This is a genomic window from Pseudomonas sp. RA_15y_Pfl2_54 (genome assembly GCF_963971015.1).
Lineage (GTDB): Bacteria > Pseudomonadota > Gammaproteobacteria > Pseudomonadales > Pseudomonadaceae > Aquipseudomonas > Aquipseudomonas baetica_A.
This window is the reverse complement of record NZ_CAXAPN010000027.1, coordinates 1-12,347: the sequence shown is the minus strand read 5'-3', so window position 1 is coordinate 12,347 and position 12,347 is coordinate 1. Positions and strand designations below refer to the sequence as shown.

At 60.1% G+C, this 12,347-nt stretch carries 10 protein-coding genes; 6 read left to right on the top strand and 4 right to left on the bottom strand.

From position 1 onward, the window contains the following. Nucleotides 1-9: 9 nt before the first annotated feature. Nucleotides 10-1,404 (bottom strand): COG3014 family protein, encoded by a 1,395-nt coding sequence (locus tag AACY50_RS19255; RefSeq protein WP_339539015.1) that lies wholly within the window; start codon nucleotides 1,402-1,404, stop codon nucleotides 10-12. A gap of 204 nt (nucleotides 1,405-1,608) precedes the next feature. Further along, the gene (locus AACY50_RS19250) at nucleotides 1,609-3,018 is read right to left on the bottom strand and encodes a COG3014 family protein (RefSeq protein WP_339430503.1); all 1,410 of its coding nucleotides are present in this window, start codon (nucleotides 3,016-3,018) and stop codon (nucleotides 1,609-1,611) included. Nucleotides 3,019-3,255: 237 nt separating this feature from the next. Between AACY50_RS19250 and AACY50_RS19245 the strand changes: the two genes are divergently transcribed. After that, nucleotides 3,256-5,151 (top strand): cytochrome c/FTR1 family iron permease, encoded by a 1,896-nt coding sequence (locus AACY50_RS19245; RefSeq protein ID WP_339430457.1) that lies wholly within the window; start codon nucleotides 3,256-3,258, stop codon nucleotides 5,149-5,151. A 42-nt stretch (nucleotides 5,152-5,193) separates the two neighbouring features. Continuing rightward, nucleotides 5,194-5,649, top strand: a complete 456-nt coding sequence (locus AACY50_RS19240) for a YaiI/YqxD family protein (RefSeq protein ID WP_339430456.1) — start codon at nucleotides 5,194-5,196, stop codon at nucleotides 5,647-5,649. A gap of 126 nt (nucleotides 5,650-5,775) precedes the next feature. On the opposite strand, the gene elbB is transcribed toward AACY50_RS19240, so the two are convergent. Beyond that, nucleotides 5,776-6,444, bottom strand: a complete 669-nt coding sequence (gene elbB, locus AACY50_RS19235) for an isoprenoid biosynthesis glyoxalase ElbB (protein WP_339539014.1) — start codon at nucleotides 6,442-6,444, stop codon at nucleotides 5,776-5,778. Nucleotides 6,445-6,559: 115 nt separating this feature from the next. Here elbB and AACY50_RS19230 point away from each other — a divergent pair, with 115 nt between their 5' ends. Beyond that, nucleotides 6,560-7,795 carry a sterol desaturase family protein gene (locus AACY50_RS19230; protein WP_339464648.1) on the top strand — a complete coding sequence of 412 codons (1,236 nt, stop codon included), beginning with the start codon at nucleotides 6,560-6,562 and terminating at the stop codon, nucleotides 7,793-7,795. Here AACY50_RS19230 and AACY50_RS19225 read toward each other — a convergent pair. Further along, entirely contained in the window at nucleotides 7,776-8,408 is a 633-nt protein-coding gene (locus AACY50_RS19225; protein WP_339430453.1) for a DedA family protein, read from the bottom strand. The two genes, AACY50_RS19230 and AACY50_RS19225, sit on opposite strands and share 20 nt — an antisense overlap. Before the next feature lie 207 nt (nucleotides 8,409-8,615). Here AACY50_RS19225 and hemB point away from each other — a divergent pair, with 207 nt between their 5' ends. The 3 genes from hemB to AACY50_RS19210 all read left to right on the top strand — a co-directional run. Beyond that, nucleotides 8,616-9,629 (top strand): porphobilinogen synthase, encoded by a 1,014-nt coding sequence (gene hemB / locus AACY50_RS19220; protein ID WP_339430452.1) that lies wholly within the window; start codon nucleotides 8,616-8,618, stop codon nucleotides 9,627-9,629. 18 nt (nucleotides 9,630-9,647) lie between these two features. After that, nucleotides 9,648-11,873 carry a polyphosphate kinase 1 gene (gene ppk1 / locus AACY50_RS19215; protein ID WP_339430451.1) on the top strand — a complete coding sequence of 742 codons (2,226 nt, stop codon included), beginning with the start codon at nucleotides 9,648-9,650 and terminating at the stop codon, nucleotides 11,871-11,873. 112 nt (nucleotides 11,874-11,985) lie between these two features. Then, a partial coding sequence (locus tag AACY50_RS19210) for a helix-turn-helix domain-containing protein (RefSeq protein WP_339507415.1) occupies nucleotides 11,986-12,347 on the top strand: 362 nt, incomplete at its 3' end.

The window sequence follows — 12,347 nt, the reverse complement described above, 5'->3', positions numbered from 1 at the left end:
ACTCCGTTCTTAAGGTTGTTTGATGCTGGCGACGTTGGTCGCGCCGGCGCTCGGGATCACGTGGGCGGCGAGACCGCCGGCGAACACCTGATTGCCCACGGCGCGCAGGCTGATCACCTGATAACGCTGATCAACAGTGACCTTGACCACTGAACCGCCTACGGCACTCGGCAGGGTGACTTGGTGTTCACCTTTCTTCAAGCGCAGACGCACCACTTGGGTGTTGTCCGGCAAGGTGCGCCACGTACGGGTATCGGCACCTTCGAGCACCGCTGAAGAGATACCGACGGCCAGACCGGCCAGCGGGTTGGTTTCGTTGATTTTCTTCTGCGCCACACCTTTGGTGATCGCACGCACGGTGGTGCGCAGGATGATCCCCGGCATGTCATCGCGCAGAGCACGGCGGGACATGGCGGTGGTGCTGTTGAGGGCCGTCAGGTTGACCTGCTGGCCGTCGACACCGATCTGTGCGAACGGCGCGGTGGAGGTGTCAGGTTTGATGATCGGGAACGACAAAGGCGTGATCACCACGTTGTTGGAGATTGGCAGTGGCAGCGGCACGCGGATGGAGTCGCGCGATGGCGCCAGACCGCTTTGCACCACGATCAGGATGTCGCTGTCGTCGCTCTTGGTCGGCTTGTCGAGGTTGACCAGCGCCTGTTCCAGCAGCGGGGTGTTCGGGCGCAGTTCGGCCGCTTTGCGGTAGCCCGGCGCAGCCAGGTCTTTTTCACCCAGGGCTTCGTAGACGAAACCGGCCAGGTAATGGCTGAACGCACTCTGGTAGCTGTTCTTCAGGCTGACCACTTCCGGTGCGCCGAGGCTGGCGACCGGGTAGCCTTGCAGGTCTTTGTACTGAGTCTTGATGCCTTCTTTCTCGGCCTCTTCCTCGCTCTTGAGGTATTCCTTGTCACGCAGGTCGGCGATCACCGCTTCACGTTCGTGGGTCCTCTTGATTGCAGTGCGTGCGCCGTCGAAGTCATTGACCGCCAGCAGGTTCAGGGCCATCTGCGTGGTCAGCATGACTTTTTCGTAGTCGTAGCCTTCGTAGCGGCGCACTTTGTCATTGACGATGAAGCTGCCGAACTGGGCCAGATATTTGCCAGTGTCGAGCTTGACCGAGTCTTCCCACTGACCAACCACCTGGTCGGCGCTGGTCCAGGCATTCTGGCTGCCGGACAGGTCGCCCTTGGCGCGCAGCAATTCACCTTTTTCGAAGTAATAGAGCAGGTCTTTGTCTGGGCCGGCGTTGTTCTTTTCCAGCAGGGTCAGCGCGGCATCGACGTTGCCGGAAGCTAGTTGCTGGTTGGTCTGGGCCAGTTCGGAGTCGTAGTTGCGAAACGCCGAACAGCCGGACAGCAGAGTGATAGCGCTGAGCGCGATCAGAGTAGGGGCGCGGAATGCCATGGGGGTACTTCTTCCCTGGAGTAGCTACAGCCGCGGATGCTGGTCGGGCTGGTGTGACCCATCGACAGTGGCGTTGGCCTCCTGCCAATTCCTCATAACCAGAGGAGCTTTAATGCCGCATCGCGATAGCGCGGGCGCGGCATTATAGGCGTGTGGTGCTGGCTATGTAATAGCTTTTTAATTTCACTGGTTAGTTAGGTGCCATTACTGCCCGGCGCTGCCAACGTTCGTAGGTGCTGGTGCTTCGGGTAGCACCAGCGTAGACCCCACGTAGTAGTTCTTGCCCATGAATACCCGCAGATTGAGCACTTGATGGTGCTGATCGACGCGCACGGTGAACCCGTCCTCTGCACGGAAGTACGGAAAGCGAACGCGATGCAGGCCTTTTTTCAGGCGTAGCCGGGCGACCAGGGTTTTGTCCGGCAGTGTGCGCCAGGTCCGCGTGTCAGCCTCTTCGAAAGGATCATGCTCGGTGACTACCAGCGAAGCCTTGGCCGGATTGCGTTCGTTCTCTTGAGCCTGGCTGATGGCGGCCATGTTGGCGCGGAACATGGCGCGAGAAATGATCGCCGGCATGTCATCGCGCAAGGTACGCATGGCCATGTCAGTAACGCTGTTGATCATCGTCAACGGGTATTGTTGTCCGTCGACGAGCACGCTCGGTACAGGAGGTGTGATGGTATCGGGCAGCATCACCGGAAACGAGATCGGCGCGACAATTGTCAGGTTTTCGTTCAACCGCACCGGGATCGGCACTTGCACCGAACTGCGCGCCGGAGCAAACCCGGCCTGGACAACGACCAGAACCTCGCTTTCATCTGCTGCCGGCGGGGGCTTGTCCAGATTGCGCAAGGCTTTTTCGAGAAACGGCACACCCGGACGCAATTCGATAGCCTGCCGATAACCGGGTGCCGCGAGGCCGCGTTCACCCAAGGCTTCATACGTGAAACCCGCCAGGTAATGGCTGAACGCACTCTGGTAGCCGTTCTTCAGTTCAACCACTTGCGGGGCGTCGAGGACGGCGACCGGATAGCCTTGCAGATCCTTGTAATGCAACGTGATTCCCTGGCTCTTGGCCTGCTCTTCAGCTTCTTCGTATTGCCGTTCCCGCTGACGCGCAATCAGGGTTTCGCGCTCGTGGGTTTTCTTGATGTCGGCACGCGCACCGTCGAAATCGTTTTCCGCCAGTTGGTTGAGGGCCATCTCTGTGGTCAGCATGACTTTTTCGTAGTCGTAGCCTTCGTAGCGCAGCAACTTGTCATTGACCAGCATCGTGCCCATTTCGTTGCCGAACCGGGTCAGCAGCTTCATGGCGCCGGATGGGTTGGCCTCTTCGCGCTGGAAAATCATCCGGTCAGCCGTGCGCCAGGCTTCCTGACTTTGCGGCAAGGCCGTGCCGGCGCTGAGAATGGCGCCTCTTTCCAGGTAATACAGCAGATCCTTGTCTTCCCAGGGATTGTGCAGCTCCAACAGGTAGAGCGCTTCGTTGAGTTCGCCCTTGGCCATCTCATCGATGGTCTGCTGCATCTCCGAATCGTAATCGCGGTAAGCGGCGCAACCGCTCAGGTGCACGATGGCGCTGAACAACAGAAAAAACGGTAGGCAATGGCGCATCAAGACAGCATCTTCCTTGAACGTCGGGGCGGCGAGGTGACGCATTATAGTGGCGGTTTGCAGAGGCCGGGGCATATGACCAGCGACACTATTGCCCGCGGTATCCTCAAGCCCGGCATGTCGCGCTCGAAGTGCAGGTGGTTACGTTAAAAAACGACCGTAGCGCCGACAAAGCTTGAGTGAATCTCATTGGGAGTGAACAATGTGTTACTTCGTATTACCAATTGAGATTCGTTCATGACTGCGCCGTCCCGTTTTCTGGCCTGGCTGTTGTTCCCGTTGTGCGCTCTGAGTTGCTCCAACCTGCTGGCCGATACGGTGGAAGGCGCGCCGCAAGCCCTGCACATGCTCGATTACATCAGTGCCGACTATCCGCCGACGGTGGACGCGGGCAAGGTCATCGACGACGCCGAGTATCGCGAGCAGCTGGAATTCATTCAGGTGTTGCAGGGGCTGATCGCAGAGTTGCCTGGCAAACCGGAGAAGGCAGGACTGGAACAAGGCGTGATTGCCTTGCGTGCAGCCGTCACCGCACGGCAGAACGGCGCGGACGTTGCCCGTCAGGCGCGGCAGTTGGGTGCGAAGCTGGCCGCGGCCTATGAAGTCAGCCAGGCACCGGTCATCACCCCCGATCCGGCGCGTGCAGCACCGCTCTTCGCCCAGCATTGCTCGGTGTGCCACGGTGAAACCGGTGCCGGCGATGGTCCGGCCGGTGTCGGTCTGGTGCCGCCCCCGGCTAACCTGCGCGATGCCGCACGTCTGGACCACCTGAGTCTGTACGCGATCTACAGCACCCTCGGTCAAGGCGTCGAAGGCACCGACATGCCGTCCTTTGCCGATCAATTGGACGACCGCCAGCGTTGGGACATGGCGACCTATGTCGCCGGGCTCAGCGCCGATGCCTCGGCCGCCAAAGCCGAGAAAACCTATAACATCGCCGACCTGGCCCGCCAGACTCCGGCCGAAGTGCAGATCGCGGAAGGCCCGCAAGCCGCCGCGACGTTCCGCGCCCAGCGTGCGCAGCCGCCGCAGGTCAAGCGTGGCCCGGCGCAGTTGCTCGACTACACCGCAGCGACGCTGGACAAGAGCCTCGCGGCCTACCGCGCCGGCGAACACGATCAGGCCTACGATCTGTCGGTGGCGGCGTATCTGGAAGGTTTCGAACTGGTCGAGAGTTCGCTGGATAACGTCGATGCCAACGTGCGCAAGGACACTGAAAAATCCCTGATGGCTTATCGGCAGTCGTTGCAGGACGGTTTGCCGGTGGCACAGGCCGAACAGCGTCTCGACGCGGCCAAGGCCAAGCTCAAGGAGTCTGCCGGCCTGTTGGGTAACGATGGCCTGAGCTGGTCGCTGAGTTTCATTTCCGGCCTGCTGATCCTGCTGCGTGAAGGCCTGGAAGCGATTCTGGTGCTGGCGGCGATTCTCGCGTTCCTGCGCAATACCGGCCAGCAATCGGCGGTGCGTAGCGTCAATGTCGGTTGGGGCCTGGCATTGCTGGCCGGCCTCGGTACCTGGGCGTTAGCGGCGTATGTGATTGATGTCAGCGGCTCGCAACGCGAATTGCTTGAGGGCGCTACGGCGCTGTTCGCCAGCGTGATGGTGTTGTGGCTCGGCGTGTGGATGCACGATCGCCGCCACGCAGCGGCCTGGCAGGATTACATCAAGAGCAGTCTGGTCGGTGGGGGCGGGCGTTTCGGCTTTGCGATCCTGGCGTTCTTCTCGGTGTATCGCGAGCTGTTCGAAGTGATCCTGTTTTACGAAACCCTGTGGCTGCAAGCCGGCCCGGCCGGACACAACGCGGTACTGGCCGGTGGCGCGACAGCGTTGGTGCTGCTGGTCGGTCTGGCGTGGGTAATCCTGCGTGGTTCGGCGAAGTTGCCGTTGGCGTTGTTCTTCAGCATCAATGCTGCGCTGCTGTGCGCGCTGTCGGTGGTGTTTGCCGGGCATGGCGTCAAGGCGTTGCAGGAGGCTGGGATCTTCGGTACGCGGCCGGTGGCGTTCTTTGATTTCGACTGGCTGGGCATTCATGCCGATGCGTATTCGCTGACCGCGCAGGCGGTGGCGATGGTCGCGATTGTTGTGCTGTACAGCCGCAGTCGCAGGGCTGAGAGCAAGCGTGTAGCCGCTTAACAGCATTCGCTGCGCTCACATTCGCGGGATGAGGAATAGATGATGCGTGTTTGGATCGATGCCGACGCCTGTCCACGGGCGGCGAAGGATCTGGTGGTGAAGTTCGCGCTCAAGCGCCAGTTCGAAGTGGTGCTGGTGGCCGGGCAGCCGCAGATTAAACCGGGGTTGGCCATCGTCAAATTGATCGTGGTGCCGAGCGGCCCGGACGCGGCGGATGATTATCTGGTCGAGCACGCCGTGCCGGGTGAACTGGTGATCTGCAGCGACATTCCGCTGGCCGATCGGCTGGTGAAAAAGGGCGTGGCGGCGCTGGACCCGCGGGGCAAAGAGTTCGATGCACAGAACATGGGCGAGCGGTTGGCGGTGCGCAACCTGTTCACCGATCTGCGTGAACAGGGCCAGGTGAGCGGCGGCCCGGCGCCATTTGGTGATCGCGAGAAGCAGGCGTTTGCCAATGCATTGGACCGGATTCTGACCCGGCTCACCCGCAAAACCTGAGTCCTGCACTGACCCGGTGGGAGCGGGCTCGCTCGCGAAAGCGCTGAGTCATTCAACTCAAAGTTGGCTGATACGACACCTTCGCGAGCAAGCCCGCTCCCACACAGGTTTTGTTTGCAGTCAGGCTCAGACGTCGTTTTCGTGGGTCAACTCAAGTACGCGGTCAATGAGTTTGTTGATCCCGGACGCCGCTTCACTGATGTTCTGCGCCAGCATGTAAGCCGGGGTGGTCACCAGTTTGCGCGCCTTGTCTTCGATGATGTCGCCCACCGCGCACTCTTCGTGGCTGGCGCCCATCTTGTTCATCGCTGTGGCGGTGTCGGCATCGTTGCCGATGGTGCAGGTCACGCCAGGGCCATAGATTTTTGCGGCCAGTGCCGGCGAGATGCAGATCAGCCCTACCGGTTTGCCCGCTTCGGCAAATGCCTCGGCCAAGGCCAGCACGTCGGGCTGCACGGTGCAGCCGGCGCCTTCGATGGCGAAGTTAGACAGGTTTTTCGCCGCACCAAAACCACCCGGCACGATCAGGGCATCGAAGTCTTCAACGTCGGCCTGGCGGATGTCCTTGATGTTGCCGCGGGCGATGCGCGCCGATTCGACCAGCACATTGCGCGACTCGGGCATTTCTTCGCCGGTCAGGTGATTGATCACATGCAATTGCGCAATGTCGGGGGCGAAGCACTGCACCTGCGCGCCGCGTTGATCGAGGCGCAGCAGGGTGATGACGCTTTCATGGATTTCGGCGCCGTCGTACACGCCGCTGCCGGACAGGATCACTGCAACTTTTTTGCTCATGGGTTTCTCTCCAGATTCATGGCGCTAAATGTCCACTAATTTGTCGCGCGTTGCCATAGGGTTAATGGGCGGCCAAGCCTAGGATCTGTCCTAAGGTTTCCCGTCAGGACGCGTCATGGACTTCATTCTCTATGCGGTGCCGTTTTTCTTCGTGTTGATCGTGGTTGAACTCATCGCCGACCGTTGGCGCGGGGTCAGCCACTATCGCCTGGCCGATGCGGTAAACAGCATCAGCACCGGCGTGCTGTCCACCACCACCGGCCTGCTGACCAAGGGCGTGGGGCTGTTGACCTATGCCTTTGCCCTGGAACATCTGGCGCTGCTCAGGCTGCCGGCGGACAGCGTTTGGGTCTGGGTGCTGGCCTTCGTCCTTTACGACTTTTGCTATTACTGGCTGCACCGCATGGGCCATGAGCGAAACATCCTCTGGGCCGCGCATTCGGTGCATCACCAGAGCGAGGAGTACAACCTCTCGACGGCGTTGCGCCAGACCAGCACCGGTTTTCTGCTGAGCTGGATCTTCTACCTGCCGATGGCCGTGTTCGGCGTGCCGCTGCTGGTGTTCGTCAGCGTTGCGGCGCTGAATCTGCTTTATCAATTCTGGGTGCACACCCGGCACATCCCCAAGCTCGGATGGTTCGAGTGGTTCTTCGTCACGCCGTCCAATCATCGGGCTCACCATGCACAGAATGCTCTCTACATGGATCGCAACTACGGTGGGGTGTTCATTCTTTGGGATCGGTTGTTCGGTACGTTTCAGGAAGAAGACGACAACGAGCCGGTGATTTTTGGCGTGACCACGCCGTTGGCGAGCTGGAACCCGCTGTGGGCCAATCTGCAGTTTTATGCGCAGTTGTGGAACGACGCGCGCCGTGCCGAGCGCAAATGGGACAAGCTGCGGATCTGGTTCATGCGCACCGGGTGGCGGCCAGCGGATGTCGCGGCCAGGTACCCGATGAACAAGCCGGACTTGAGCCAGTTCCGCAAGTTTGAAGTGTCGATCGACAGCCGCCAGCAGTGGTATGTGGTGGCGCAGTTTGGCGTCTATATCGCGCTGGGCAGTTATTTGATGAATCTGGAACGCAGCTTGCCGGTCGCCGCGTTGATACTCGGCTGGGGGGCTGTGGCGTTCGGTGTGTTTGCGTTGGGCGTGGCCCTGGAGAATCGGCCGTGGGCGCTGAAGGTCGAGCTGCTGCGGCTGGCATCGAACCTGGCGTTGGTGTGGCTGGCGCCGTTGGTTGGGCTTTGGCCGGCCAGCCCGGTGGCGTGGGCTGGCGTGCTCAGTTACAGCCTGCTCAGTGGCATCGGGCTGTACGTGTGTCGCCTGCGACTTACTCGGCTGGCGTCTTAGGCTCGGCCGATTTGGCCAATTGAGCTTTCTGGAGTTGCTCGTCTTCGTAGATCTTCTTCGCCAGACGAGCATTCTTGAAGCGGCGACGCAACCACAGGCCAACGCCCAGTATCAGCAATGCACCCAGTACCCACAGCTCGTACTTCTTGATGCTGCCGAGCATGCCTTCCAGTACCGCTCCGAAGTGGTAAGCCGCGGCGGCCAGCGCAGTGGCCCAGATCGCCGCGCCAATGCCGTTGAGCAGCAAGTAACGGCCCGGCGGATACCCCGACAGGCCGATCGCCACCGGCATCACTGTGCGCAAGCCGTAAACAAAGCGGAAGCTCAGGACCCAGATATCAGGATGCTTGCGAATGTGCTCCAGCGCGCGGTCACCCATCAGTTGCCAGCGCGGTTTGCGCGCCAGTAATTTGCGCCCATGCTTGCGGCCGAGGAAGTACCACAGCTGATCGCCGGCATAGCTGCCCAGGAACGCCACGACCACCACGATGTTGATGTCCATGTAACCGCGGAACGCGAGGAAGCCTGCGAGCACCAGGATGGTTTCGCCTTCGAAGAACGTGCCTAGAAAAAGGGCAAAGTAGCCGAAGTCATGCAGAAATTGTTGGAGCATTGTCTGGGTGCTGGCGAAATGAACGCGCAGCCTACCCCTTCGGACACATTCAGGAAAGTATCGAGATGTGTCTCGACGTGAACAATTCCTACACTGAGAATGGAATACGCCTACCTGTCACAGGTCTCACACAACTGTCATCTGTTGGTCATAATGGCCGTCTATAACTGTCACGCTCGCCCGTTTGCGCGGGCTCAGGAGTCTGCCGTGAGCTTTACCCCTGCCAACCGTTTGTTCCCCGCCACCCGCCTGCGTCGCAATCGCCGCGATGATTTTTCGCGTCGGCTGGTGCGGGAAAATGTGCTGACGGTCGATGATCTGATCCTGCCAGTCTTTGTGCTTGACGGTGAAAATCGTCGCGAAGCAGTGGCCTCGATGCCGGGTGTAGAGCGCTTGACCATCGACCTGTTGCTTGAAGAAGCCGCCCAATGGGTCGAACTGGGCATTCCGGCAGTGGCGTTATTCCCGGTTACACCCGCAGAACTCAAATCCCTCGACGCCGCCCAAGCCTGGAACCCTGAAGGTATCGCCCAGCGCGCCACTCGCGCTCTGCGTGCTCGTTTCCCGGAACTGGGCGTGATCACCGACGTGGCGCTCGATCCGTTCACCACCCACGGTCAGGACGGCATTCTCGACGAAGAAGGCTACGTGCAGAACGACATCACCGTCGACGCACTGGTGCGCCAGGCCTTGTCGCACGCCGAGGCCGGCGCTCAGGTAGTCGCGCCATCGGACATGATGGACGGGCGCATTCAGGCGATCCGCGAAGCGCTGGAAATCGCCGGCCACGTCAACGTGCGGATCATGGCCTACTCGGCCAAGTACGCCAGCGCCTATTACGGCCCGTTCCGCGATGCCGTGGGTTCGGCCTCGAACCTGGGCAAGGCGAACAAAGCCTCTTATCAGATGGACCCGGCCAACAGCGACGAAGCGCTGCACGAAGTCGGTGCGGACTTGTCTGAAGGCGCGGACATGGTCATGGTCAAACCCGGCATGCCGTACCTGGACATTCTTTTGCGGGTAAAAGATGCCTTCAAAGTGCCGACCTTCGTCTATCAGGTTAGCGGCGAATACGCCATGCACATGGCGGCGATCCAGAATGGCTGGTTGAGCGAGGCGGTGATTCTTGAATCACTGACCGCCTTTAAACGTGCCGGCGCTGATGGCATCCTGACTTACTTTGCTGTCCGCGCCGCTCAATTGTTACGAGAGCAGAAATAGCCCTCCCAGGAACATTCAATGAATACCGAAGGACTCACTGAAGTTGCAGTAAAAGAAGCTCAGCCGGTGGTGGAGCAGATCACCGAAACCCCACCGGAACTCGAGCCTGCGCCGCCCGCGCCGGTCGCCGAACCCGCTGCGGCAGCGCCGGTGATCGCTATTCCGGGCCTGGATGACAGCAGCCTGTACATCCACCGCGAGCTCTCGCAATTGCAGTTCAACATCCGCGTGCTGGAGCAGGCGCTGGACGAGTCCTACCCGTTGCTGGAGCGATTGAAGTTCCTGCTGATCTTTTCCAGCAACCTCGACGAATTCTTCGAAATTCGCGTCGCTGGCCTCAAGAAGCAAATCACCTTCGCCCGTGAACAGGCCGGCGCCGATGGTCTGCAACCGCATCAGGCGCTGGCGCGGATCAGTGAGCTGGTACACGGTCACGTTGACCGTCAGTACGCGATCCTCAATGACATCCTGTTGCCTGAGCTGGAAAAGCACCAGGTGCGCTTCATCCGTCGCCGCCACTGGACGACCAAGATCAAAACCTGGGTGCGCCGTTATTTTCGCGACGAGATCGCGCCGATCATCACCCCGATCGGCCTCGACCCGACGCACCCGTTTCCGTTGCTGGTGAACAAGAGCCTGAACTTCATCGTCGAGCTCGAAGGCATTGACGCCTTCGGTCGTGACTCCGGTCTGGCGATTATCCCGGCGCCGCGTTTGCTGCCGCGAATCATCAAGGTGCCGGAAGAAGTCGGCGGCGCGGGCGACAACTATGTGTTCCTGTCGTCGATGATCCATGCTCACGCCGATGACCTGTTCCAGGGCATGAAGGTCAAGGGCTGCTACCAGTTCCGCCTGACCCGGAACGCCGACCTGGCGCTCGATTCCGAAGACGTCGAAGACCTTGCCCGCGCCCTGCGTGGCGAGCTGTTCTCGCGGCGTTACGGCGATGCGGTGCGTCTGGAAGTTGCCGATACTTGCCCGAAACACCTGTCGGACTACCTGCTCAAGCAATTCAACCTGAGCGAGACCGAGCTGTACCAGGTCAACGGCCCGGTCAACCTGACGCGTCTGTTCAGCATCACCGGTCTGGACAGCCATCCGGAGCTGCAATACACGCCGTTTACGCCGCAGATCCCGAAACTGCTGCAAAACAGCGAGAACATTTTCAGCGTGGTCAGCAAGCAGGATATTTTGCTGCTGCACCCGTTCGAGTCGTTCACCCCGGTGGTCGACCTGCTGCGCCAAGCGGCGAAAGACCCGCACGTTCTGGCCGTGCGCCAAACGTTGTACCGCTCCGGCGCCAACTCCGAGATCGTTGATGCGCTGGTGGATGCCGCGCGTAACGGCAAGGAAGTGACGGCGGTCATCGAGTTGCGAGCGCGCTTTGACGAAGAGTCCAACCTGCAACTGGCCAGTCGTCTGCAAGCGGCCGGTGCGGTGGTGATCTACGGCGTGGTCGGCTTCAAGACCCACGCCAAGATGATGCTCATTCTGCGGCGCGAGGCCGGCGAGATCGTGCGTTACGCGCACCTCGGCACCGGTAACTACCATGCCGGTAACGCCCGCCTGTACACCGACTACAGCCTGCTGACTTCCGATGACGCCTTGTGCGAAGACGTTGGCAAACTGTTCAGCCAGTTGATCGGCATGGGTAAAACGCTGCGCATGAAAAAACTGCTGCACGCGCCGTTCACCCTCAAGAAGGGCATGCTCGACATGATCGCCCGCGAGACGCAGTTTGCGCTCGACGGCAAACCGGCGCACATCATCGCCAAGTTCAACTCGCTGACCGATCCGAAGATCATCCGCGCGCTGTACAAGGCCAGCCAGTCAGGCGTGCGCATCGACCTGGTGGTGCGCGGCATGTGCTGCCTGCGTCCGGGCATCGCCGGGGTTTCGCACAACATTCATGTGCGCTCGATCATTGGTCGCTTCCTTGAGCACACCCGCGTGTTCTACTTCCTCAACGGTGGCGAGGAGCAGATGTACCTTTCCAGCGCCGACTGGATGGAGCGCAATCTCGACAAGCGTGTCGAGACTTGCTTCCCGGTGGAAGGCAAGAAGCTGCTGACTCGCGTGAAGAAAGAGCTGGAGCTGTACCTGACCGACAACACCCACAGCTGGAGCCTGCAGTCGGATGGCCGCTACATCCGCAACACGCCAACCGGCAACCAGAACCCGCGCAGTGCGCAGGCGACGTTGCTGGATCGGTTGGGCAGCCCGATTTTGCCGGTGAGCAGCTAAGCTTCGGCTCAAGCGCAATAAAAAAGGCGATCCCTCGGGATCGCCTTTTTTGTATCTGCTGTCTCGTCCTGAATAAGGTTTACACCTTCTGGCTTCTTATCAGGAGGGGGCAATGGATACGGGCGCAAAACGTAGTCAACGCGATTACACGCTGACTTTTAAATTGTCAGTTGTCGACCAAGTAGAAAAAGGCGAGTTGAGTTATAAAGAGGCTCAACGGCGCTACGGGATCCAGGGCCGGTCGACGGTGTTGGTCTGGTTACGCAAGCATGGTCGACAGGATTGGAGCCAAGGCGCCTCCATTCGTACCCAGAGGACTCGACCGATGGACGAGCCAACTTTGCCTCTGACCCCCGAGCAGAGAATCAAAGAGCTTGAGGAGCAACTGGCACTGGCAAATCAGAAAGCCAAATTTTTCGAAGATGTGGTCGATGTCCTGAAGAACGACTACGGCGTATCCATTGTAAAAAAGCG

Coding starts and splice junctions, on each gene's coding strand:
- AACY50_RS19255 (WP_339539015.1), bottom strand. CDS start 1,404: ATGGCATTCCGCGCCCCTACTCTGATCGCGCTCAGCGCTATCACTCTG.
- AACY50_RS19250 (WP_339430503.1), bottom strand. CDS start 3,018: ATGCGCCATTGCCTACCGTTTTTTCTGTTGTTCAGCGCCATCGTGCAC.
- AACY50_RS19245 (WP_339430457.1), top strand. CDS start 3,256: ATGACTGCGCCGTCCCGTTTTCTGGCCTGGCTGTTGTTCCCGTTGTGC.
- AACY50_RS19240 (WP_339430456.1), top strand. CDS start 5,194: ATGCGTGTTTGGATCGATGCCGACGCCTGTCCACGGGCGGCGAAGGAT.
- elbB (WP_339539014.1), bottom strand. CDS start 6,444: ATGAGCAAAAAAGTTGCAGTGATCCTGTCCGGCAGCGGCGTGTACGAC.
- AACY50_RS19230 (WP_339464648.1), top strand. CDS start 6,560: ATGGACTTCATTCTCTATGCGGTGCCGTTTTTCTTCGTGTTGATCGTG.
- AACY50_RS19225 (WP_339430453.1), bottom strand. CDS start 8,408: ATGCTCCAACAATTTCTGCATGACTTCGGCTACTTTGCCCTTTTTCTA.
- ppk1 (WP_339430451.1), top strand. CDS start 9,648: ATGAATACCGAAGGACTCACTGAAGTTGCAGTAAAAGAAGCTCAGCCG.